This window comes from Fictibacillus sp. 5RED26 (assembly GCF_015903895.1).
Taxonomy (GTDB): Bacteria; Bacillota; Bacilli; order Bacillales; family Fictibacillaceae; genus Fictibacillus; species Fictibacillus phosphorivorans.
This window is the reverse complement of record NZ_JACZDU010000010.1, coordinates 1-22,919: the sequence shown is the minus strand read 5'-3', so window position 1 is coordinate 22,919 and position 22,919 is coordinate 1. Positions and strand designations below refer to the sequence as shown.

Here is a 22,919-nt window from a genome sequence, read left to right as displayed (position 1 = left end):
AACGGTTTTCGAGCTTATTTTTCTTCCCAATCATGACGGAACTGTTTGCACTTTTCTTCTAAGTCGTCCAGCATTCCGATGATTCGGTCGATCTCTTCAATTCCTGCTGTTTCAGCATCTATAGAATCTAAAACATCAACTAATAAGTCAATACGATTTTTAATATATTCTTTTTGAGAGGATTTATCCTGAATAGAGTTACCCATGTTGATCTCTCCTTTCCATCCCTTCTACTTTAACAAGGTAACGGGATTTTGCCAACAGAATAATATCCTTTTTCTTTAATGAGGCTTCGGTTAAGATAGATACTGTCCATTTATGGTCGCAAAGGAGATGTATGATGGTGTTAAAAACCGAATTAAAAGCGATTACCCCAAAGAACGATCCGTGGGAAGCTTATTTAGATATGAGTGAACATAATAAACTTCAGCTATCCAATATAGAAATAACGACAACCACATTGTGCAACATGCGTTGTGCACACTGCGCTGTCGGATACACGCTGCAAACAAAAGACCCTGAGCCTCTTCCACTTGACCTTGTCATCAAAAGACTCGATGAGATCCCTCAATTAAGAGCATTCAGTATTACTGGCGGTGAGCCGATGCTTTCCTTAAAATCAGTAAATAATTACGTTGTGCCACTTTTAAAATACGCAAGAGAACGTGGTGCACGCACTCAGATCAACTCAAATTTAACTTTAGATTTAGCACGCTACGAAAAAATTATTCCGTATTTGGATGTGCTTCACATTTCCCATAACTGGGGAACGGTGGAGGAATTTTCTGATACTGGTTTTGCGATGATGGAAAAGAAGCCTTCTGTTGAACAACGCCAAGCGTATTTCACCCGCTTAGTTGAAAACGCACAAGCTTTAACAAAAGCTGGTGTGATGGTATCTGCTGAAACGATGTTAAATAAGAAGACGTTGCCCTACTTAGAAGAGATACATAAACACGTTCTTGAGATGGGCTGTCAGCGCCACGAGATTCACCCTATGTATCCGAGTGACTTTGCTAGCACATTGGAAACCATCTCTTTAGAAGAAATGCGTGAAAGTATTCATCATCTACTTGATCTTCGTGATAAGAACACTTGGATGCTATTTGGGACCCTACCCTTTTATGCTTGCTCTGAAAACGAAGAGGATCTGAGATTGATCAGAAGACTTCAAACAGAAGAAAATGTTACAGTGCGTAATGACCCTGATGGAAGATCGAGGTTAAACATCAACCTGTTTGATGGCAATATTATAGTTACAGACTTTGGGGATGCTCCTGCTCTCGGGAACATTAAAGACACGAGCTTGCTTGATGCTTATGAAGCATGGAACCAATCAGAACTTGCTAAAGAACTAGGCTGTCATTGCCCAGCTGTGCAATGTTTAGGACCGAACGTGCTTGTAAAGCATTCTTACTATCAAGAAGTTGATTTTAAAAATAATACCTCAAAGCTTTAAAGCGTTAAAAAGTTATAAACTTTACAAAAGTAAGTTTAAACCGTATAATAGGAGGCAAATATAGACTGTAGAAAAAGCATCGTTTTTTCATATAGATTGAGGTGAATGATAATGGATTATAGCACGATGTGTCCGAAGTACGAAGTAGCCATGGATATTATCGGCAAAAAATGGACAGGACTCATCATTCGCGTTTTGATGGATGGCCCTAAACGGTTTAAAGACATCAAGTCCCAGATTCCCGAAATGAGTGATCGTATGCTTACGGAACGGATGAAGGAATTGGAGTCTGTGGGAATTGTGAAACGTAATGTGTACCCAGAGACACCTGTGCGAATTGAGTATTCACTGACGGATAAAGGAAACTCTTTAAAAACAATCATTAACGCCATTCAAGACTGGAGCGAACAATGGGTGGACCATTGTTAAGGCTAACCCGATAGTGTTAATTTCCGTTTCAGGTGCTCGCTTTCCGGGGGGCGTGCGGTGAGCCTCTTAGCGCTATGCGCTGTTAAGAGTCTCACCTGTCCCGCTGATCCCCCAGGAGTCTCGCACCTTACACTCCAATTAACTTTTCGATGAAGCTTGTTGGCACCACAGCATCATCTTGGATATAACTTTAATACGCAAAAAAGAAAGGACAGCTGATTAAGGAGCTGTCCTTTTTTACATATTGCTTGTATGAAAACTGAATGATACGTGGTCTTGAACCGGAATCCAAGCACCAATCCCTTGCTGTGTAACGTTTTGAATGACGATCTCTCGCTTACCGCCTTTTAGAACGATATACACTTCTCCGTAAGTTACTCTTCCTCTTTCATTTACGGCTGGGACATAACTATTTAAATATCCCACCTGTTTCGGTGACACATGGTATACGTTTGATTTCTTTGTACCCGCACCAACAGCAGTTTGGAACGATAACGGCAGCTTCGATTTTTCTGCTGCTGTGATGAGCATCATCTTTTGAACGGCTTCACTATTAGGAATAGAAGCTGTCAGGCCACCACTCACTTTTTTATGAGCTGTTTGATTATAAGACAATTTCGCAACGGCTTTTGCACCCCTATTGTCTAAACGGTTCGTGTTAATCTGTTGATGTTCCCAGTTCACGGTCGTCTCTGTTGATTGATAAGACAGCGGCCATTGACCTAAGTAAATTTTTGCACGGTACCAAAAAGCTACTTTTGATCCATTGATTGTCGACTCATTCAATAATCGAATGAGATCCGGATTTGTGATTGGAACATCAGACGTTTTAAGCATTGCTTTTGCGAGCTTGCTTGGTTCTAAGTACGGAAGATCTTGTGCAGAGTTAGGATACGTGTTCTCTTTTGATATGCTAAGAACAGAACTCGGTACTTTTATATCTGCCTTTGGAGCAGTCTTTTCTATTTTTTCTGCTTGTTTTTGTTTTTGTTCTGGCTGTTGTTTTGTTTTTTCAGCTGCTAGCGCTGTATTGGATAACACAAAAAGCATGACAAATAACATAATAAAAATTCTCTTTTTCATAACATCCTCCTTTCCCCTATTTTTTTCTAACCCACAAAATTTATCCACGTTCCTTACTTTGTTTCGTACGGGTATTGTTGGAAAATAAAAAAACCTGATTCTCTAAAGAACCAGGGTATTATTCAAGCTTGAATGGTGAAACTTTCGGTGATTTTTATACTATCTTTAACGGACTGGACCATGGAGCAATTTTTTCGAGTTACATGTAATGCTTTTTCAACCTTTTCCTCAGACAAATTCTTACCTTTTATTAAAAAGTGAAGATGAATTTCAGATACTCTGTTAGCCTCTTTTTCCACTCTCGTCTCTTTAGCTTGAACAGTAATATCTTCATAAGGCATTCTCATCCGCTCTAATACTTTACGTAGAACTCCACCACTGCATACGGCGATAGATGAAACGAGCAGTTGAAACGGCCGATAACCATACTCCGCGTTCCCGCTTATTTCGAGTGTTCCGAAATCCACCTCGGTTTCAAAACCGTTTTCAGTCATCTTAAATTCCAAATTTACACACCTCTAATCTTGAACTTTACACTCAACTTTTTATGATTTCCATTGTACAATGGTTTTAGTTTGTTTTGAAAAGGAGATGCTCATGCAGCTTTCTACGTATAAATTCTCAGTTTTAGTCAGCATTGTTTTTATTTCAGGGTTCGCTCAAGGCATGCTGCTTCCTTTAATTGCAGTTATTTTTGAACAGGACGGTACATCCGCTTCCTTAAATGGTTTTCATGCAACAGCTCTTTATATAGGGATTTTGATCGCTTCTCCATTTATTGAGAAGCCTCTTAGAAGGTTTGGGTATAAACCACTCATATTAGCTGGTCTGTTAGCTGTCGTACTCTGTTTTGCAATGTTTCCCGTCTGGAAAGTATTTTGGTTTTGGTTTGTATTAAGACTGTTGATCGGTATTGGAGATCATATGCTGCATTTCTCTACGCAAACTTGGATCACGACAAGTAGCCCTGAAAACAAGAGAGGCAGAAATATCTCTATATATGGGATCGCGTTCGGAGCAGGATTTGGAATCGGACCTCTTATGACGAAGATGTTAGAAGTGAACGAAAACCTTCCTTTTTGGCTTGCTGCAGGTCTTTGTTTTCTTTCTTTTCTTCTAATGACATCGATACGCAACGAAAGACCTGAAACAGAATCTGCTCGTACTTCTGGCATTACTGCAATCGATCGCTATAAAGATGTATTGAAATTAGCATGGGTATCTTTGTTGCCGCCTTTTGGTTACGGCTTTTTAGAAGCGACTCTTCACGGCTCTTTTCCCGTATTTGCACTTCGCAACGGGATAAGCTTAGATTGGGTAGCGCTTCTGCTGCCAGCCTTCGTGTTAGGCAGCCTTGTTTTCCAGCTGCCACTTGGAATTCTCAGTGATAAATTGGGGCGAAAACCAATTCTCATCTTTTCTTTCGTCTCCGGCTTCTTCTCGTTTTTGGCAACATATTGGAGCATGAATAACTTTTGGCTTCTTATCAGTTTGTTCTTTTTATCTGGAATGTTTGTCGGATCGATGTTCTCTCTAGGGATCGCGTATATGAGTGATCTACTTCCTAAATATCACCTGCCAGCAGGTAATATCTTAGCAGGCATCAGCTTTAGCATAGGCAGCATGTCTGGTCCTATGATCGGTGGAAGCTTCATAAGCTTGTTCGATGGCGGTGCTTTTGTATTTGCCATCTGTGGTATGTTATTTATACTCTGCTTACCGATTCTTTTTAGTAAAAATAAACATGAGATCGCGCTTAAGTCTAAAACTGCTTAAAAATAATATTTTTCTTTTTACACCATATTAGTAAAGCAGGAATTTTGACTTTAGTTGTTCAATCTTTAAACTAGAAATTAGATAACTTAACCATCTTCAAAACAAGGAGTAGATTTTTTATGATGAGATTACGTTCGGATATGCCAGAACTTACTGGTGCTACACAATGGATTAATGGAGAAGTTTCTAAAAGTGACTTGATTGGAAATAAACCAACACTTATTCATTTTTGGTCTGTAAGCTGCGGATTATGTAAGGATGCCATGCCTAACATTAATCAATTCCGCGATGACTATAAAGACGAACTGAACGTTATAGCGGTTCATATGCCTCGTTCAGAAAAAGATTTGGATATCGATCAAATTAAAGAAGTAGCAGCAGAACACGATATTACACAGCCCATCTTCGTTGATAACGACCACGCTCTAACAGACGCGTTTGAAAATGAATACGTACCTGCTTATTATGTTTTTGATGCAGAAGGAAAGCTTCGTCATTACCAAGCTGGTGGGGACGGTATGAAGATGCTGACAAAGCGTGTTAACCGTGTACTAGGTAAAGAAACAAAATAAGTATACAAAAACCGGACAGCTATATTCGCTGTCCGGTTTCTTTTATCTTATAAAATTCTTGCTTTAGAGACGCTTTATTTTAGCAATCGTTCAATCCAACGAAAGAGCACCGCTAAGAACTTATATAAAAACAGTCCTAGCATGGCACCGATACCGTTAAGAAATATATCATCAATATCAAAGATTCGTTTAAAATACTCATATTGTAGAACTTCTATAATAAAACTTGTACCAAAACCAAAAATGAAAATAAAACGCCATGAGTTAAACACTCGGTAAATTAAAGGCAACAACAAACCAAATGGTACAAACAAAATAACATTTCCTATTATGTTCTTCAGAATGAGCCAATCATCATCGCTTCTCCACATCAGCCTTATACTGTCAAACAAAACGAGATTAGCTGATTTTCCATAAACGTACTCATTAAATGAGAAAAGAGTGGCTTTAATCAAAACTGCCATGTACACGATAAAAAGAAGTGTACCTAAAATGCTAAAGATGAATCTTACTTTTTTCATACTGCCTTTTCTCCTGCCTTTTTTAAAGAAATTCCCATAAGTGCCTTTTTAGTGTAACACGCAAAGCTCTTAAGGAGATACAGGTAAAAGACACAAACTTTCTCCCATTACCTATACACATTTCGCATAGTTCATTCAAAACATGTACTTCTTATGTACTTTTTCATTACCGTTACTGCTAAAACGAAAAAGCCGCCCCTTAAAAGGACAGCTTCGTACTTGTTCGTGTTCGATTAATGAAAGTCATTCTTTTTGTTAGAAGACTTACTCGTCTTATGCTGACTATCATTTTTGTTGTTCTTATTGTTGTGGGTCTGTTTATTGCTTTTTCCCATATCAATAATACCTCCTTAACGACAAGGTATGTATAGTTTTCCCTAGGATTCAGCCTTTAACAAGCCCCTTTTCTTGGCAAAATCAATCTTAAACTTATGGAATGTGGCATTAAGGACTCCACCTGATAAAAGTACGATACCTGTAAGATAAAACCAAAGCATAAGAACAATAATCGCTCCAATACTTCCATAGGTAGCTGTATAATTGCCAAAATGATCCACATAAAATGCGAAACCGAACGAAACGATCTGCCAAAAGAATGTAGCAACAAGTGAACCGTACCAGATCTCACTATATTTCAGTTTTTTGCATGGAGCTAAATAATAGAGAACAGATACAACTGTCGAGATGATAAGAAAACTAATCAACCACCGTAACACTCCCCAGATTTGCAGGAACTCATCACTCAACCCTAAATAAGAAAACGCTGCGTTCCCAAGCATCTTTCCGAATACAGGAAAAACAAGTGCAACTACAAAAGCAAAAATAACACCAAACGTTAAGAAAATAGCCAACAACCTTGTTTTAATGAAACTACGGCATTCTTTAACTCCGTATGCTTCATTTAACGTCTTAATTACTGCATTGATCGCATTAGAAGCTGACCATATCGTAGCTAGAATTCCAATAGATAAGAGGCCACCGCTTCTGCCTTCTAATACAGCAAGTAAATTCTCCCGAACAGAATCCATCGCCTCTGTTGGTACAAAATGCTCTAACAGATCGAGCGCTTCTTTCGGTTCTATAAAAAAGGCACCGAGCGTTAATAAGAAGATAAGAAAAGGGAACAGGGAAAGCAGAAAATAATAAGCAAGCTGTGCTGCAAGTCCTGTAACATCTCCTCTTTGAAAACCATGCATGAATTCGATTCCAAATGCTTTGGCTTTCATATGTTTGAGTATATGCCATAATGTCAAAGTTTCTCTCACCCCTTACTTATTTTTATACATTTCCCTTTATCTTTCCCCTTACTTAGGGTGATAAAAACTTTTTTCAGGATAAGTTTATAATTTTTTATAATGGGTAACTTAAGAATAATTCCATATTACAACCTACAAAAAAAAAGGAGGAATTTTACATGAGTTTATTATGGGCACTTATAATTGGAGGAATCATCGGTTGGTTAGCAGGTCTTTTAACAGGGCGTGACGTACCAGGCGGAATCATCGGTAACATCATCGCAGGTTTTGTTGGTGCATGGTTAGGTGGATTATTGTTAGGTGATTGGGGACCAATGGTAGCAGGTTTTGCAATCGTTCCAGCTATTATCGGTGCAGTTGTAGTAGTACTTATCGTAAGCTGGATCATGCGCAGTATGCGTAGCCGTGCTTAATAAGATTTACTAAAACATAACCTATTTCAAAAAGAAAAGCTGGCTAAGGTCGATCATAACATGATCTTCCTTGGCCAGCTTTTTACTTTGCTACAATAGTTATGCAATTCATTTAGGTTGCATAAGGATTCCCGTTCCTTTAGTCGAGATTAAAGCGCTGATTAATGCTCTTACGTCAATATTTAAATCCATGCTCAGCTACCTTAAAATCTCTTTTTAAACACATAGCTCGGCATCTCATAATTCATCTTTTCTGTATAAAAACGGTGAGCGTCTTTACGGTCCACATTTGAACTCAGTGCAACACAATTACAGTTATTTTGAAGTGCAAAGGACTCCAAAAATGCAAGAAGTTCCTCACCATATCCTTTTGATCTTTCGTTTGAATCAGTGATTAGATCGTACAAATAAATATGCTTGCCGTCGTAAAGGTTTGTCAGCATCGCAAAACCAGCCACAGCAACAATTTTTCCTTCATGAACATTGGCGAATAACGTATAACCTTCTTTCTCCATCTGCAAAAATAATTCATAGAAAAGGTCTTCTGAAAGATGTGTACGAAGCTGATTCATAACCGGAAAAGCATTACGCACTTCTTGTTCTGATGATAATTGACGAATTTCACCCATCCGATATCCTCCTGATTATAACGATTCTCTATTTTTTATTTCGATTAGAAGCCTCTCACAGCCGATTGTCACAAGATCATATACTTCTTGAAAGTTACCTGTAAAGTATGGATCTGGTACATCCTCTTTTTCAACTTCAGGTACAAAGTCCATTAGCCTTGCGATCATACCTGTTTGGGTTTGCCCCGCCATCCTATGCATGTTACCGATATTCTCAGCGTCCATCCCGATGATATAATCGTAGTCTGTTAAATCTTTTGTCTTAACTTGCCGTGCTTTTTGGCCTTCATAGGATATTTGGTTTTCTTTCAAGATGTTTCTTGTTCCCTCATGCGGCGGTTCACCTGCATGCCAGTTTCCTGTTCCAGCAGAATCAATCGAAATGATTTCAGATAAGCCTTCTCGTTTTACAAGATCTCGAAAAATTGCCTCCGCCATAGGAGATCGACATATGTTTCCTAAGCATACAAAGAGTACTTTAATCATGAATCATACCCCTTTCGTCTTCCTTTTAAAGGTATAACAATTTCATCCAATAATAAAGAGGAAATATACATAAAAAGAAAACCGAGCTTCTACCAAACCCGGTTTCATTTGTTCTGTAAACTATGCTGTTGAATTTACAATAGATTGTTTCGAAAAGCTGCTTGCCCTCGGAACACGAGCATCCTGTGACGGATCGAAATCACTAAGTACTTTGGTATGAACTGGTCTTTTTGTGAAGTTCTTCTTAACTGTCTTTTCTTTCACTTCACTGACTAGTTGATTGGAGTGCAAGATGGGAGACTCCTACGGGACGAGCGGTCAGTCCGAAAAGTGGAAGTGACTCGTTCAGCCCCGACAAGCAAAAGTTGAATGGGCCAGGAAGGCGCACTTTGCATTCTTGACCATTCAACTTTTGACCTAGAGGGGCTAGTCACTGGAACTAGACAGGTGGAGACTCCTAATGGCGCAAAGCGGCAGGAGGCTCACCGCACGCCCCGTGGAAAGCGAGCATCTGGAACGCAAATCAACTGCTTACAAAGCATCGTTTGCTATAACCGTCTAGTTAAGCCAGATAAGCCTCTCGAACAGACTCATTTGTAATGAGCTCATTCCCTTGACCAGCCATCACGATCTCTCCAGTCTGAAGCACATACCCTCGATTGGCGATCTGCAGAGCCTGAAATGCGTTTTGTTCAACGAGAAGAATCGTCATTCCTTCTTTATTGAGATCACTTATAATATCAAAAATTTGTTCTACAATAACAGGGGCTAATCCCATTGAAGGTTCATCAAGCAGCAATAGACGCGGCTTGGACATAAGGGCACGACCCATGGCGAGCATCTGCTGCTCACCGCCACTCATCGTACCTCCTTTTTGGGTTAAACGTTCTCTCAACCTTGGAAAATAGTCGAAGACCTGTTCCATTCGTTCCTTGATGACTTTTTTGTCTTTTACGATAAAAGCACCCATCTCTAAATTCTCTTTTACCGAAAGTCTTGGAAATATCCTTCTTCCTTCAGGAACGTGGGCAATACCCGTTTGAGCAGTAATGTGCGCAGATTGTTTAGAGATATCCTTTCCTTCATAGATAACAGAACCTGTTTTCGGTAGAACCTGTCCGCTGATCGTCTTTAATGTTGTGGATTTCCCTGCACCGTTTGATCCGATTAATGTAACGATTTCCCCTTTTTCTACAGAAATGCTGATACCTTTTAGCGCATGAATACCACCGTAATATGTGTTAATATCTTTTAATTGCAGAATACTCATCGTTCTCCTCCTTACGCTGGTGTTACGGCACTTTTTCCAAGATAAGCTTCAATCACTTTTACATCATTACGGATTTCAGCAGGCTTTCCTTCAGCGATCTTTTCACCATGATCCAATACAAAGATCTGTTCAGATATCTCCATGACTAGCTTCATATCATGTTCGATCAAAACGATTGTTACGTCTAGGTCCTCTCTCATACGATGGATAAACTCCGTTAACTCACGCGTTTCTCTCGGGTTCATCCCTGCTGCAGGTTCATCTAGCAGCAAGAGTTTAGGTTTCGTAGCCAGTGCACGCGCAATCTCTAGCCTACGCTGAGCTCCATAAGATAGATTCTGAGCATCTTCGTTCAGATGCTTGGCAAGGCCGACATATTCAAGCCAATGGTAAGCCTCTTCTTTTGCCAGCTGTTCTTCTTCTCTTACCTTTTTTGTTTGAAACAGAGTACCAACGATTCCCGCTTTCAACTGTTTATGCAACCCTACCATTACATTCTCGAGAACGGTAATGTTTGAAAAAAGACGTATGTTTTGGAACGTACGAGCAATTCCGTGCCGGGAAATCTCGTGTGGCTTCAACCCAACTAAAGAAGTCGGTCCGAGTTGCACATTCCCATTATCCGGCTGGTATACCCCTGTGATTAGGTTAAAAAAGGTAGTCTTCCCTGCTCCGTTCGGTCCGATCACAGCTGTTATCGAACCTTTTTCCACTGTCATATCAACTGAATTTACAGCAACCAGTCCGCCAAACTGTTTTGTAAGATTACTAACTGTTAAAATCGACATCTTTATACCGCCTCCTATGCCTGAAACCCTTTGTCAGGTTCAACCGTAATCTGTTCTTTTCTGTGCTTTTTAGACCCCTCTTTAAGAGACTCTTCATCAAACACAGGATTTTTAGATGGTATTAACCCTTGAGGGCGATAGATGGCAAATATGATTAAAATCGCTCCAAAGATAAATCGTTGCATTTTTGCTGGAGCAAGTGCTTCTGGAAAGCTGATCACACCATCAAGACTCAATTGATTTAAGTAATTTGTTACCTCTGTCAGTACCTGTAGATTTAGAATAGTAATGACTGCTGCACCAAGGATTACACCTGGCACACTTCCCATGCCTCCTAGGATGACCATTACTAGGATAGTGATAGACTCTAGTAACGTGAAACTCGTCGGATCAACGAATGTTTGTTTCGCTGCAAAGACAACTCCCATCATTCCTGAAAAAGAAGCCCCGATTGCAAATGCTAAAAGCTTTGTACGCACAAGGTGGATACCCGTTGATTGTGCAGCGATTTCGTTCTCTCTAACCGCTTTCCATGAGCGGCCGATTTTTGAGAACTCGAATCTTCTAACAGCTAGAATGACAAGAAACAAGATACCAAGAACGATATAGTAGAATTGGTTTGGATATACAAACTGATAACCGAAGATCTCTGGAGGTTTAACAGATGCTAATCCCATTGCTCCATTCGTGATATTCACAGGTTTATCTAGATTATTAAACACAATTCTAATGATCTCACCGAAACCAAGCGTAACGATCGCTAAGTAGTCTCCTTTTACACGAAGTACAGGGATACCTAATAAGACACCAAATAGTGCAGCTACAAAGCAGCCTATTAGAATAAAGATCCAAAAGCTCTCACCCGATAAAGGGAACGTTCCGAATGGCATAAAGTTAGCAGCTTGTCCTGTTGCAAAGATTCCATACGTATATGCCCCGATCGCAAAGAAGGCTACGAACCCGAGGTCTAGTAAACCTGCTAAACCAACTACAATATTAAGTCCCAATGCCATCGCTACATAGATACCGACAACCGTAGCGACTTCCATATACGATTGATAACCTGGTCCGGTGCTCGATACAAAGGGTATTACACCAATAAGGACGACGCCTGCGATCAACCATTTTAGCCGGTCTGGCAACTCTGTATAGTACAGAAGCAACAATGAGAACAACAGCAAGAGAAAAGCTGTTACAGATGCTTGAGCAAGATATAGGCTCAACGAGGTAATCAGTACATAAAGGACGAGCAGAATAATTTGTGCCAGCTTGTTGCCTTTTAGTTTACTTGTCAGCTTATTCATCGCTCTTCACCTACACTTTCTCAGTAACTGCTTTGCCGAACAGTCCTTCTGGTTTGAAAATTAATACGACAATTAGAATGGCGAACGCAAATACATCTTTATACTCTGCGCCGAAGATCCCACCCGTTAAGAGCTGCAGATTGGCAGCTGCGAACATCTCTAAAATCCCTAACATTAATCCTCCAGCCATAGCACCGCGTATATTTCCGATGCCTCCAAGAACTGCAGCTGTAAATGCTTTTAATCCTAGAATAAAGCCAATGTACGGATCAATCGTTCCATATTGCACAGCAAATAGAACACCTGTTGCTCCACCTAGAGCTGATCCGATAAAAAAGGTCAACGAGATCACTTTGTTCACATTGATAGACATAAGTGAAGCTGTTTCACGATCTTGAGCTACTGCTCTCATCGCCATGCCCCACTTCGTTTTATTAACGAAAAAGTCCAGTCCGATCATCATGATCACTACTGCAATGATTAAGATCAATGTAGATGTTTTAAAGAAAGCATCACTAAACGAAGAGGATATGCTAGAAAATTTTATGGAAAATTGCTCATTAAACATGGATGGACCTGTTAAGATATAATTTCCTCTTTTGTATTCCGTAATAAAACGTACGAGATCTTGCAGCAGGAACGATACACCGATCGCCGAGATCAACGTGATCAGTTTAGGCGAATTCCTGAGTGGTCTGTATGCCATCCGCTCTATCCCAACACCCATGAAACCGGTCAGGATCGACGTAACGACCAACACAAGAATTAAAGCAAGAATGGCAGGCATCGCCGCTAACCAGCCCAAGCCTGTCATGAGAATCAGCATCGCAACTCCGATAAAAGCACCTGTCATAAAAATTTCACCGTGGGCGAAATTGATGAGCTCTAAAATCCCATAAACCATCGTATAACCAAGTGCAATAACTGCGTATATCGCACCAAGAGCAATACCATCTACAAGTACTTGAGGCAGACTTTGTAAAATTTCAGCTAACATAAATATTCCTCTCTTTCACGTCTGGGGAGTGTATGTAAAAAAGAAGAGGGACATGGCCGTTAGGGTCATTCCCTCTCTTGTAAACATAAGTTTACTTACTGATTTCGCCTTCTTGAACGCCTGGATATTTAGCTTCACTGAACTTGTAGATGTATACTTTTGCAAACTTGTTGTCTCCGATATCATCGAAACCAACCTTCGTAACAACACCTTGGAAATCTTGAATCTTACGAATTTCTTCTGCTACTTTCTCACGTGCCGGAAGGTCTCCGTCACTTCCTTCGATCGCTGCCTCTAATCCTTTTAATAGAACGCTCATAGAATCATAGCCATAAGCTGAATACGATTCTACGTTTTTGTTGAACTTCTCTTTGTATTTAGAAGAGAAATCTTTGCCTTCTGTTGATTTGCTCGCATCAGCTGCTACAGAAGTATAATAAACGTCTTTTACAGAATCTCCTGCGATCTCAACTAGAGTAGAGGAATCCATACCATCTCCGCCCATGAATGGAATCTTAATTCCTTTGTCACGAGCTTGTCTGATCAACTGACCGCCTTCTGTGTATAATCCACCAAAGAAAACTAAATCAGGTTTCTTTGATAATACTTGTGTGAGTACACCGTTAAAGTCTTTCTCACCAACGGTAATTCCTTCGTAACCAAGAATTTCTGCTCCAGCTTCTTCAGCTGCCTCCTTAAATGCATCGGCAAGCCCTGTTCCGTAAGCTGTTTTGTCTTGGATAACGAAGATCTTTTTTGCTCCTAATTTATTGATCGCAAAGTCTGCACCTGCAGGACCTTGGAAATCATCACGTGCTACGATACGGTTCACTGTTTTAAGTCCTCGGTCCGTTACCTCTGTCGCAGTATTTGCTGGGGATACCATCGGGACTTTATATTTTTCATAAACTTCAGATGAAGGGATGGATACGCCTGAATTCAAGTGACCTACTACCCCAAGGATCGATTTATCTGACCCAATCAGCTGTGCATTTGCTACACCTTTTTTAGGATCTGCTTGATCATCATACGGCTGAAGCTGGAGCTTGTACCCTAAGTCTTCAAACTTCTTCTTGTTTTCTTCCAACGCCAGTTGCGCACCAAGCTTAATAGATTCCCCAAGTGTTGCACTACCGCCAGACAAAGGAGTTTGCGTTGCAATCTTGATTACTTTTCCGCTTCCTCCCCCTCCATTGCTTCCTTCTGAGCCACCAGAAGAATTACAACCTGCCAAAAGTCCTAGTGATAATGCGGAAACCGCTAATACTTTTAACCCTCTCTTAATCCCCACCTAAAATCCCCCTTGTTTGAATATTATGATAATTTCCACTATTTAAAAAAAATAGTACATGAAGAAAAGGGATTAGACAACTAAATTTTTGGAAAAATAGAATTTTTATGTTAAATTTAAAAGTTTTCCCTATTATTCAACATATTTCTTTTTCATTCGATACCTAGAACTTTAGTAGGAAATAAAAAAGGTTTACTGTTATATCCTTTAAATTCAAGACTTTGCTATTTCTACTGTTTCTTCACAAAAACTGACGAGGCAGAATAATTAAAAAAGGACTTTCACTGTGTACATGTAATATATATATTGAATAATGCAATATATATGTTACAATTTATTTATAAGGAGGGATTATATCATTTGGAAAACAAAGTTAAGATAGCTCGTATACAGGTTGATTTAACGCAACAACAGTTAGCTGAAAGAATAGGTGTTACTCGACAAACAATTAGCTTGATAGAAAAAGGAAAATATAATCCAACATTAAAGTTGTGTCTGGATATTTGCTATGCAGTTAATAAAACATTAGATGAAGTATTTTGGATAGAAAGGAAGAGTGATTAATAATGAACAAAATAACAGATGAACGTTTAGTATTGCAGAATTTAAAAAACATCCGCATTGCGTATATTGTTCAAACAGTTGGTATTCTTGGAATTTTAGGATATGACTTTGTTACAAAAGGGTTAGATGGAATGAGAGAAAATCCCCTATGGCTTGTATTTATATTAACCACAGCTATTTTCGCTTATTTATCAATGAGTATTAGTGCAGACCACGAAAGCAATAAAATTAACCCCAAAAAGAGTCTAAGTATTTCATTGGTTGTGATTGTTTTCATTTCAACTGTTGTCGGATTTTTTGTATCTCTTACTGATGGTTTTGATATAGTTGATGGAGTAATTATGGGTGGAATTTTATTTATTTGCGGCTTTATTCCAATAGTCTATATCTATAGTCTAAGGAAAAAAAGACAAGATGCCGATGAATAGGACTTTTCACTAACAAGGGCTTTACTTGAATGACAGAATTAAAACAGGATGAAAAACGCTTGAAGAAATCTTCAAGCGTTTTTTTGTGCTACATTAACTGTAAATTGTATCGCTATCTCTATTGCTTTTTGTAATTGAAATAGGACTGTTCATTTTAATTTTCTTCACATTAACTGAAATACTTAGTTATATCAGTGAACCTTCTTTTATGGATATATTTATTTGTTCAAAATCTTCACATGATACTTTCGTGTCCGTGGACCATCAAACTCACAAAAGTAAATCCCTTGCCAAGTCCCTAAGAGAAGCTTGCCGTTTTGAATAAACACAACTTGCGAAGAACCAACAGTACTTGCTTTAAGATGTGAAGCGGAGTTGCCTTCAGCATGGCGATACTTCGGGTGTTCCCACGGATATACCTCATCCAGTCGCATAAGCATATCATGAACAACATCCGGATCTGCATTCTCGTTAATTGTTATTCCTGCTGTCGTATGCGGACAATATATGTACATCACACCATCGTTTACACGCTGCTCTTCTAGATAAGCCTCCAATGTACTCGTAATCTCATACATCTCATCTCTTTGATGCGTTTGTATCGTAAATACATGTGCCATCTTATCCCTCCTCAATCTTCTTATTTTGATGTTTCCCTATGAAAATCCTTTTTAAAAGTTAATCTATCAGTATCAATAGGCAAAAAAAGAGAGGAGTGGCCATAAAACCATTCCTCTTCTATTTCAATTATTTACGATGAACGCGCGTACGGTCACCAGCGAGTTTTTTCCACTTTGCTCTTTCGGCATTCGCTAACTTCTGATCTTCTTTGCGAGCGAAGTACGCTAATTCACGTTGAAGTTTTACATAACTGTTATAGCGGTCTTCTTTTAACTCACCTGTTTCAATCGCTTCTTGCACTTTGCACCCTGGTTCATTTTGATGGGTACAATCACGAAAACGGCATTGCTCCGCATATCCTTCAACATCATGAAAGCTTTGGCTTAAACTGTTGTCGCCTTCCCACAATTGAAGCTCTCTCATTCCCGGAGTATCGATTAAGATTCCACCACTTTCAAGAACAAGCAGTTCACGATGTGTGGTCGTATGTTTTCCTTTTCCATCTTCTTCACGAATAACGTTTGTTTTCAATACCTCTGAGCCGAAAAGTTTGTTTGCAAGCGTCGATTTCCCAACACCGGATGAACCTAATAGAGCAACGGTTTCACCCTCTGTAATATATGCTGCAAGTTCATCAAGACCCGAACCAGTTTCTGCACTAACTGCAAATGTAGGAACACCAAACGCAATGGTTTCCACTTCATCTAAGAACTTTTGAACATCATCACAAAGATCCGCCTTGCTTAAAACGATAACAGGAGTCGCACCGCTTTCCCAAGCCATTAACAAATAGCGTTCAAGTCTACGAAGGTTGAAGTCCTGATTTAAAGCATTCACTAAAAAGACTGTATCTACGTTTGTCGCGACAATCTGTTCATCTGTTGTTAAGCCTGCTGCTTTTCGAGAAAACTTACTCTTGCGGGGCAGTATACCGTGAACGTAAGCTTTTCCTTCATGCGGAATAGCCTGAACAGCGACCCAATCTCCAACAGCCGGAAAATCATGACGCCCTGTTGCATTAAAGCGAATCTTCCCTGTGATCTCACCTAGTAATTCACCATGCTCCGTCAGAACACTATATAGTCCTTTATGTTCTACACTAATTCTTCCTGGAACAAGATCTTGATTTTCATATGTTTTAAACGATTCTTCAAATGTTTGATTCCAACCTAGTGATTTTAAATTCAATGTAATACCCTCCGAATAAATGTTGTCATTTTATTAATATCTTTTTTTCGCAAATTATGTCGCTTTTGAAAGTGTTGATTTCCGTTCCAGGTTGCTCGCTTTCCACGGGGCAGGCGGTGAGCCACATTCGAATGATTCACATTTAAGTGTCTCACCTGTCTAGTTGCAGTGGCTAGCCCGTAGGAGTCTCGCATCTTCCACTCCAATCAACTTTCAAAGATGTAAAGAGTTAAAAGCAACAATCCTTTAGCGTTTTACAAAATAAAATAGAAAAAGAACCTAAAGTTATACTTAGGTTCTTTACGAAAGAAAGGTACACAAATACCCCTCTTCATATAAAAAACCATGGCACTGTTGTACAGCCCATGGTTAAATGACAAATTTAAGCGAAGAAATTACACGCAAATAAACTACTAGCGGTTCTTCATTGTCCCAATAGGCTGTACATAAATTACACTCTCTGAAGTCATTCCATTAAGTTGTCTCATGATACATACCTCCTTGGGTTTCATTAAGAATTAGTTACTTTACATATACACTATAGCAGGATATGCATAAATTGTAAATAGATGCATATTTTTATTTTTGAACAGAAGCATTCTGATACCCTTCAATGATTCGTTTGATCATAGGCATATCCATATGAAGGGGTGCAGCTTCTATTTCTTCTAGCATTTGTTGAGTGTTGCTGTCATCAAACGTAATGTTTCTGTTCAAGTAGTTTTTATAAACGTCAATCACGCTGTTGAGAAGCTTTTCTTCTTCATTTAAAGAAGGCTCGTAATCATAAGGAGCAAGCTTAAACAGCTGTAGTCCCGCTTTTTCCCTCATAACCTGAAAAACATCTGCACTAAGCGGCGGATTGTTATTTGTAATATGATAGATCTTTGTTTCTCTTCCCTTTTTTAGAACACCAGATAAAATATCTGCTACATAATCAACAGGAACAAGATTCTGCGTACTTCCTTCTTCACACAGTAAGTGGAATACACGATCACCCATTCCTTTTCTTTGAAATCTCTTTTTAAAGACTTCAAGGCTACGGAGTAAACCATACAAGGTAAACTTAGAATCTGCTTCTCCTGTTTTAGAGTCGCCAATAATGATCGCCGGTCTTAAGATACTTACGTTAAAACGATCTGTAAACTCCATACATAGATGTTCAGCTTTACACTTACTTTCTTCATAAGGATTGTTGAATGTATTGTTCAAACTGTGCAATTCTTCTTTAGCAGATTCGTCTTTGCCAAGAGTATATGCTGTGCTTACATAATAAAAATGCTCAACCCCCATTTTTTTTGCAGCATGTAGTGCATGTTGTGTACCTGTATAATTTATTTGAAAAAGTTCATCTTTAAGGTCCAAGTCAAATTTCACAAGAGCAGCCATATGATAAAACACATCAATTTTATCTGAAAGTTCTTGCTCCGCTTCCTTCGTCATACCTAAGTGAGGAGCTGTGATATCCCCTTGTATGATATGAATAACGCCGTTCAAATCAGCTGTCTTGTGAAGAAGCTGCTCAGCTTTTTGTAAGTTTCGCGCTAACACATAAAGTGTATGACCTTCACGCGCCAAGTTTTGAATTAAGCGACCACCTAAAAAACCAGTTGCTCCGGTTAAAAATATATTCATTCAGCTGTTCCTTCCTATTCCTATATCAGCATACTTCTGCTTATATAGTACCACAACATTACTTGTATGTTGCCGGTTTCAAGAGATATGCTAAATAAAGCCCAAAAATAAAAGCTGCTAAAAAGCAGCCTTATTTTTCATCATCGGGTTTAGCAATATTAACAGCGGGCATCTCACTATTCATATAATCAGTGGGATGGCCATCGGTTTGTTTTTTCTCGTCATAAAAATAAGCGTTGATCTCTTGTTCTGCATGAGCAGTCGGATCTTCAATGGGTTTATGATCCTTGCTTTCTTGGTCCATAGTTAATCTCCTTTTCCACATGTTTCACAAGCTTTAAATACTTCCTCATACTGAAGTGGTTCATTCGCATCAAACGTATGGTTGCTGAATTGAACAATACCTTCTTGATCGATAACAAAACATGATCGAATGGCAGTTCCATTCTCTTCGTTAAGAACGCCGAACTTCTGTGTTACTTTTTTATGCCAATCGGCTAAAAGGGGGTAAGGCAAGGTTCCTAAAGCTGCCGCAAAGACATTGTGTGAGTATATGTGATCAACACTGATCGCAAGCACTTCTGTATTTGCATCTTCAAAGCGTTTATAATCCTCTTTCCAAGAGGTAATTTCCTTAATTCAACCAGGTGTGAAATCTAGTGGATAAAAAGCCACAAGGACATTTTTCTTTCCTTTATAGTCTGACAATGAAATATCTTTTTTTAATGTGGATGGTAACGTAAAATCAGGTGCAACATCACCTTTTTGTAGCAACTATCCCACCTCCTTGCATCTTTAAGAATATACTTCCCCGAACGTATAAAAGAAAACGTTGGAATATATAGTCATTGTAAGGTGACGTGATGTATAAAAGCTGAAGACTTATAAATACCTAACCAAGACTTATAAATTTTTTTGAGGACGTATAAAAAAGTTTGGAGACTTATAAATTTTTCCGAGGACTTATAAAAAAATATTTCAGTACAAAAAAGCCAGGGACCGCGTACCCCTGACTTCATTTTTACTATTTTGTTTCAGTTTCTACTATGATTTCAATTGTTTCTTCTTCAGTTGCAGGTACTTCAACAACTTCTGAAGCATCTTCTTCTAAAACATCTTCAACTGCTAAAATTGCCGCGTTAATAGCTGCATGTAACTTGGCATTTTCAGAAGCTTGCTCAGCTGCAAATGAACGAATTTTGTTCAAAAGAGCAGAAACTTCTTCTTCAGTCGTAGTCTCTTCAGCTGCTGGTGCTTCTTCCGTTACTTCTTGTGTTGCTTCAGCATGTACAGCAGCGTTTGGAGCAGCATGTAATTTCGCATTTTCACTTGAACGCTGGAATGCATTAGAGTTGATTTTATTTTGAAGAGATTTGTTTTCTTTTACTTCTGTTTCTTCTTCAACAACTTCTTCAGTTGCAGGAGTTTCTTCAGTTACTTCCTCTTCAGTCGTAGTCTCTTCAGTTGCTGGCGCTTCTTCAGTTACTTCAGCATCAGCATGTACAGCAGCGTTTGGTGCAGCATGCAATTTTGCGTTTTCACTTGAACGCTGGAATGCATTAGAGTTGATTTTATTTTGAAGAGATTTGTTTTCTTTTACTTCTTCTGCATCTTCAGAATCTTCGTCGTTAGAATCTTCGTCCTCTTTTACTGCATCATCGTCAGCAATAACATCTGTTTTCTCTTCTTCTTTGACTGGGTTATCTTCATTTTCCTCTTGAACTGCTTGATCTTCAGAGTCTTCTTCGTCTTCTTTCACTGCATTTTCGTCAGTATCAACGTCAAGATCCTCTTTGCGAGTAGCATCCTCATCTTCAGTCACTGTATCTTCTGTTTTGCCTTCTTCAGTATCTGTTTCAGGGATTTCAACTTCAATTACTTCTTCCTCAACAGGCACCACTACTTCTGCTTGCTCTTCAGTTACAGGCTCTGTTACAACTGGCTCTTCTGTTCTAGTCGGTACAGCATGAACCGCTGAGTTTGGAGCAGCGTGTTTCTTTGCATTTTCACTTGCATGTTCAGTAGATTGAGAATGACTCTTATCTTTTGCAGGTTTTTCAGCTTTTTCTGGCTTAATAGTAGCTTTCTCAGGTTTGGCTGGCTTTTCAACCTTTACTGGCTTTTGAATCTTTACAGTAACTTTAGCTGGTTTTTCAAACTTTTCATCCTTAGCTTGTACGTTACCTTGAGATCCTTTTGCACTTTGAGCTGCGATAGCCTTTTCTGATTGGTGACCAGCTGCTTCAGCAGCACCTGTACCTACAACAGCTGCAAGAGTTAATGTTCCAGCAAATACGATAGATTTTACAAATGTACGGTTGACTTTTTTCATTTTAATTTCGCTCCTTAAATTTTCAGATAGTTGGTTTCATCACAATCTTCTTGAAAAATTAAAGAGCGCTTTCCGGTGGTCTTCCTGGCGGTGCATTCACCCATTGACTTCTTAAGAGGTCCATTCTGCCAAAATACACAGAAACCTTTTCCCCATCTTCAAAGATAATCGGCAACATTAAGCTAGCTTTAAAGTTAGCAAATGAGGTTGTTCCGGCCCCACCATCCGTATGGTTTGTTGATGAGGAAGATCCTTGTCCTGTTGTTGCAGGAATTACCTTTGAAACAAGATGTGTTGGTACTTTTGAAGACTCCTTATTTGATAAAGGAGAAAAATCCTCTTCCATCGGTGGTTGACTAACATTCTCTTTTAATGGAGCAGAGTTCTTTTTAAGTACCTTTACCGATTCTTTTATTGAAGCGGATTTGTTTACCACTGTTTTTCTATGTATAGCACTTGATAATTCAGCCTTTTTTAAATCAGAACGCTCTGCCTGATTCAGTTTTTCAGTCTGCTTCATCGGGACAAGTTCTTTAGTTTGTCGTTTAGGATCTGATTTTTTTACCCCGCTTCGGTAGTTTGCATGTTGAGAACTTTTCTGTTTAGAAAACGGAACTTGCTTGGGCAGCTTTGTTTCAGATCGTTTTTCAGAATCCTTGGATTGAGGTTTATTCAACTCCGCTTTATCCTTACTTTCAGACGGATTTGTTTTCAACGCTGTTCCTACAGGTTTAGTTGCTTGCACAGGAACACGATCTGTCGCTTTGGCTTGCTGTACGATTTGCTGATTGTTTCGCTCAGCATTTTGATTCCGTTTCTCCACATCTTCTTTCTCTGCAAAAGCCTCTGCAGGAATAAAAAGGACGGCACCCGCGATTAACCCCTGCATAATGAGGTTTGATATACGCATACATTCACCTCCCTTCTTTCAACTATATAATACTTCCATATCGTTAAATTTTTGTCGGTCTTTGTCTAAAATAGTCAATATTCCCTAATTCTTTTTTATTCTTTTTTATTCATTAGGAAATACCCTTATAATGATTGATATGTAACCAATTATTATAATGCATGAAACTTTGATGTTGCTTGCACGTACTTTTAAGTATGGAAAGAAGGAGGGATTTTACTTGAGAAGTGCGAATCCTGCATTAAAAGGCTCCACTTTTGATAAGTTCAGGGGGACGTCTTTTAGCAAGAAAATGACTTTATCAGGAACAGTAAACAAAACGTTTATTCTTCTGCTTATCTTAATGGCATCTGCAATATTTACTTGGTATCAATACAACTTAGGTAAACCCGTCGGTCATTTTATCGTGATTGGTTTGGTCGGAGGCTTAGTCACGGCATTAATCGTTGCATTTGTACCTAAAACAGCACCATTACTTGCACCGGTATATGCTGCACTGGAAGGTCTAGCAGTTGGGGGAATATCAGCAAACTTCGAGGCTCAATTCAATGGCATTACATTGCAAGCTGTTGCTTTAACATTTGGAACGTTGTTCGCCTTACTGCTCGCATATATGTTTAGGATCATAAAAGTGACTCACAATTTCCGATTGATTGTTTTCTCAGCGACTATGGGAATCATGCTTGTTTATCTTACAAGCTTTATCTTAGGTTTTTTCGGAATGAGCGTACCTTATCTACACAGCACAGGTCCGATTGGGATTGGAATTTCCCTATTTATCGTAGTGATTGCTGCACTTAATTTAGTTTTGGATTTTGATTTTATTGAATATGGAGCAGATCGTGGGGCGCCTAAATACATGGAATGGTACGGTGCCTTCGGACTTATGGTTACGTTAATCTGGCTGTACTTTGAAATTTTACATCTGCTTGCTAAATTAAGAAGAAACTAAAAAAGAGAAGCCGAC

At 39.1% G+C, this 22,919-nt stretch carries 28 protein-coding genes; 8 read left to right on the top strand and 20 right to left on the bottom strand.

The genetic code is table 11. The features are described 5' to 3' along the window. Positions 1-14: 14 nt before the first annotated feature. Positions 15-206 carry an SE1561 family protein gene (locus IHV10_RS20545; protein WP_066243343.1) on the bottom strand — a complete coding sequence of 64 codons (192 nt, stop codon included), beginning with the start codon at positions 204-206 and terminating at the stop codon, positions 15-17. A gap of 134 nt (positions 207-340) precedes the next feature. Between IHV10_RS20545 and yfkAB the strand changes: the two genes are divergently transcribed. Together yfkAB and IHV10_RS20535 are read left to right on the top strand one after the other, a co-directional pair. After that, positions 341-1,459: a radical SAM/CxCxxxxC motif protein YfkAB gene (gene yfkAB / locus IHV10_RS20540; protein ID WP_197134005.1), complete on the top strand. Its 1,119-nt coding sequence runs from the start codon at positions 341-343 to the stop codon at positions 1,457-1,459. 111 nt (positions 1,460-1,570) lie between these two features. Next, the gene (locus IHV10_RS20535) at positions 1,571-1,888 is read left to right on the top strand and encodes a winged helix-turn-helix transcriptional regulator (protein ID WP_066243338.1); all 318 of its coding nucleotides are present in this window, start codon (positions 1,571-1,573) and stop codon (positions 1,886-1,888) included. Positions 1,889-2,125: 237 nt separating this feature from the next. Here IHV10_RS20535 and IHV10_RS20530 read toward each other — a convergent pair whose 3' ends face one another. Both IHV10_RS20530 and IHV10_RS20525 read right to left on the bottom strand, forming a co-directional pair. Further along, positions 2,126-2,971: a YfkD famly protein gene (locus tag IHV10_RS20530; protein WP_197134002.1), complete on the bottom strand. Its 846-nt coding sequence runs from the start codon at positions 2,969-2,971 to the stop codon at positions 2,126-2,128. A gap of 122 nt (positions 2,972-3,093) precedes the next feature. Next, positions 3,094-3,477, bottom strand: a complete 384-nt coding sequence (locus tag IHV10_RS20525) for an OsmC family protein (protein ID WP_197133999.1) — start codon at positions 3,475-3,477, stop codon at positions 3,094-3,096. Positions 3,478-3,568: 91 nt separating this feature from the next. Here IHV10_RS20525 and IHV10_RS20520 point away from each other — a divergent pair, with 91 nt between their 5' ends. Both IHV10_RS20520 and IHV10_RS20515 read left to right on the top strand, forming a co-directional pair. After that, positions 3,569-4,747: an MFS transporter gene (locus tag IHV10_RS20520; RefSeq protein WP_231619644.1), complete on the top strand. Its 1,179-nt coding sequence runs from the start codon at positions 3,569-3,571 to the stop codon at positions 4,745-4,747. Between the two features lie 122 nt (positions 4,748-4,869). Further along, positions 4,870-5,319 (top strand): redoxin domain-containing protein, encoded by a 450-nt coding sequence (locus IHV10_RS20515; protein WP_197134137.1) that lies wholly within the window; start codon positions 4,870-4,872, stop codon positions 5,317-5,319. A gap of 74 nt (positions 5,320-5,393) precedes the next feature. Here the strand turns inward: IHV10_RS20515 and IHV10_RS20510 are convergent, their stop codons facing one another. Together IHV10_RS20510 and IHV10_RS20505 are read right to left on the bottom strand one after the other, a co-directional pair. Then, positions 5,394-5,840: a VanZ family protein gene (locus IHV10_RS20510; RefSeq protein ID WP_197133993.1), complete on the bottom strand. Its 447-nt coding sequence runs from the start codon at positions 5,838-5,840 to the stop codon at positions 5,394-5,396. A gap of 377 nt (positions 5,841-6,217) precedes the next feature. Then, positions 6,218-7,093: a YihY/virulence factor BrkB family protein gene (locus IHV10_RS20505; protein WP_231618342.1), complete on the bottom strand. Its 876-nt coding sequence runs from the start codon at positions 7,091-7,093 to the stop codon at positions 6,218-6,220. Positions 7,094-7,254: 161 nt separating this feature from the next. On the opposite strand from IHV10_RS20505, the gene IHV10_RS20500 reads away from it, so the two are divergent. Next, positions 7,255-7,509 carry a GlsB/YeaQ/YmgE family stress response membrane protein gene (locus tag IHV10_RS20500; protein ID WP_066391095.1) on the top strand — a complete coding sequence of 85 codons (255 nt, stop codon included), beginning with the start codon at positions 7,255-7,257 and terminating at the stop codon, positions 7,507-7,509. Between the two features lie 203 nt (positions 7,510-7,712). Here the strand turns inward: IHV10_RS20500 and IHV10_RS20495 are convergent, their stop codons facing one another. The 8 genes from IHV10_RS20495 to IHV10_RS20460 form a co-directional block, all read right to left on the bottom strand. Then, on the bottom strand, positions 7,713-8,138 hold the full coding sequence (locus IHV10_RS20495; RefSeq protein WP_197133990.1) for a GNAT family N-acetyltransferase: 426 nt from the start codon (positions 8,136-8,138) through the stop codon (positions 7,713-7,715). 15 nt (positions 8,139-8,153) lie between these two features. Further along, entirely contained in the window at positions 8,154-8,624 is a 471-nt protein-coding gene (locus tag IHV10_RS20490) for a low molecular weight protein-tyrosine-phosphatase (protein ID WP_197133987.1), read from the bottom strand. Between the two features lie 120 nt (positions 8,625-8,744). After that, complete coding sequence (locus IHV10_RS20485) at positions 8,745-8,915, bottom strand: hypothetical protein (protein WP_197133985.1); 171 nt, start codon at positions 8,913-8,915, stop codon at positions 8,745-8,747. A 271-nt stretch (positions 8,916-9,186) separates the two neighbouring features. Beyond that, positions 9,187-9,894 (bottom strand): ABC transporter ATP-binding protein, encoded by a 708-nt coding sequence (locus tag IHV10_RS20480; RefSeq protein ID WP_197133982.1) that lies wholly within the window; start codon positions 9,892-9,894, stop codon positions 9,187-9,189. Between the two features lie 11 nt (positions 9,895-9,905). Beyond that, the gene (locus IHV10_RS20475; RefSeq protein WP_197133979.1) at positions 9,906-10,682 is read right to left on the bottom strand and encodes an ABC transporter ATP-binding protein; all 777 of its coding nucleotides are present in this window, start codon (positions 10,680-10,682) and stop codon (positions 9,906-9,908) included. Between the two features lie 14 nt (positions 10,683-10,696). Then, a complete protein-coding gene (locus tag IHV10_RS20470; protein WP_197133976.1) occupies positions 10,697-11,986 on the bottom strand; it encodes a branched-chain amino acid ABC transporter permease in 1,290 nt (429 codons plus the stop codon). 10 nt (positions 11,987-11,996) lie between these two features. Then, a complete protein-coding gene (locus IHV10_RS20465) occupies positions 11,997-12,983 on the bottom strand; it encodes a branched-chain amino acid ABC transporter permease (protein WP_197133973.1) in 987 nt (328 codons plus the stop codon). A gap of 91 nt (positions 12,984-13,074) precedes the next feature. Next, positions 13,075-14,274: a branched-chain amino acid ABC transporter substrate-binding protein gene (locus IHV10_RS20460; RefSeq protein ID WP_197133970.1), complete on the bottom strand. Its 1,200-nt coding sequence runs from the start codon at positions 14,272-14,274 to the stop codon at positions 13,075-13,077. 360 nt (positions 14,275-14,634) lie between these two features. On the opposite strand from IHV10_RS20460, the gene IHV10_RS20455 reads away from it, so the two are divergent. Continuing rightward, positions 14,635-14,838, top strand: a complete 204-nt coding sequence (locus IHV10_RS20455) for a helix-turn-helix transcriptional regulator (RefSeq protein WP_197133967.1) — start codon at positions 14,635-14,637, stop codon at positions 14,836-14,838. 2 nt (positions 14,839-14,840) lie between these two features. Continuing rightward, entirely contained in the window at positions 14,841-15,266 is a 426-nt protein-coding gene (locus IHV10_RS20450) for a hypothetical protein (protein ID WP_197133964.1), read from the top strand. A gap of 218 nt (positions 15,267-15,484) precedes the next feature. Here IHV10_RS20450 and IHV10_RS20445 read toward each other — a convergent pair whose 3' ends face one another. The 7 genes from IHV10_RS20445 to IHV10_RS20410 form a co-directional block, all read right to left on the bottom strand. Then, positions 15,485-15,886: a secondary thiamine-phosphate synthase enzyme YjbQ gene (locus IHV10_RS20445; protein WP_197133961.1), complete on the bottom strand. Its 402-nt coding sequence runs from the start codon at positions 15,884-15,886 to the stop codon at positions 15,485-15,487. Positions 15,887-16,013: 127 nt separating this feature from the next. Continuing rightward, positions 16,014-17,075 (bottom strand): ribosome small subunit-dependent GTPase A, encoded by a 1,062-nt coding sequence (gene rsgA / locus IHV10_RS20440; protein ID WP_197133958.1) that lies wholly within the window; start codon positions 17,073-17,075, stop codon positions 16,014-16,016. A gap of 579 nt (positions 17,076-17,654) precedes the next feature. Continuing rightward, positions 17,655-18,710 (bottom strand): SDR family oxidoreductase, encoded by a 1,056-nt coding sequence (locus tag IHV10_RS20435; protein ID WP_197133955.1) that lies wholly within the window; start codon positions 18,708-18,710, stop codon positions 17,655-17,657. Between the two features lie 130 nt (positions 18,711-18,840). Beyond that, positions 18,841-19,014 carry a hypothetical protein gene (locus tag IHV10_RS20430; protein ID WP_197133952.1) on the bottom strand — a complete coding sequence of 58 codons (174 nt, stop codon included), beginning with the start codon at positions 19,012-19,014 and terminating at the stop codon, positions 18,841-18,843. A gap of 2 nt (positions 19,015-19,016) precedes the next feature. After that, a complete protein-coding gene (locus IHV10_RS20425) occupies positions 19,017-19,484 on the bottom strand; it encodes a redoxin domain-containing protein (protein WP_255552096.1) in 468 nt (155 codons plus the stop codon). A gap of 250 nt (positions 19,485-19,734) precedes the next feature. Then, positions 19,735-21,042 (bottom strand): hypothetical protein, encoded by a 1,308-nt coding sequence (locus IHV10_RS20415; RefSeq protein ID WP_197133949.1) that lies wholly within the window; start codon positions 21,040-21,042, stop codon positions 19,735-19,737. Between the two features lie 58 nt (positions 21,043-21,100). Beyond that, complete coding sequence (locus IHV10_RS20410) at positions 21,101-21,952, bottom strand: hypothetical protein (RefSeq protein WP_197133946.1); 852 nt, start codon at positions 21,950-21,952, stop codon at positions 21,101-21,103. A gap of 220 nt (positions 21,953-22,172) precedes the next feature. On the opposite strand from IHV10_RS20410, the gene IHV10_RS20405 reads away from it, so the two are divergent. Then, positions 22,173-22,904, top strand: coding sequence for a Bax inhibitor-1/YccA family protein (locus IHV10_RS20405; protein ID WP_197133943.1), 732 nt, complete (start codon positions 22,173-22,175; stop codon positions 22,902-22,904). Positions 22,905-22,919: the final 15 nt, after the last annotated feature.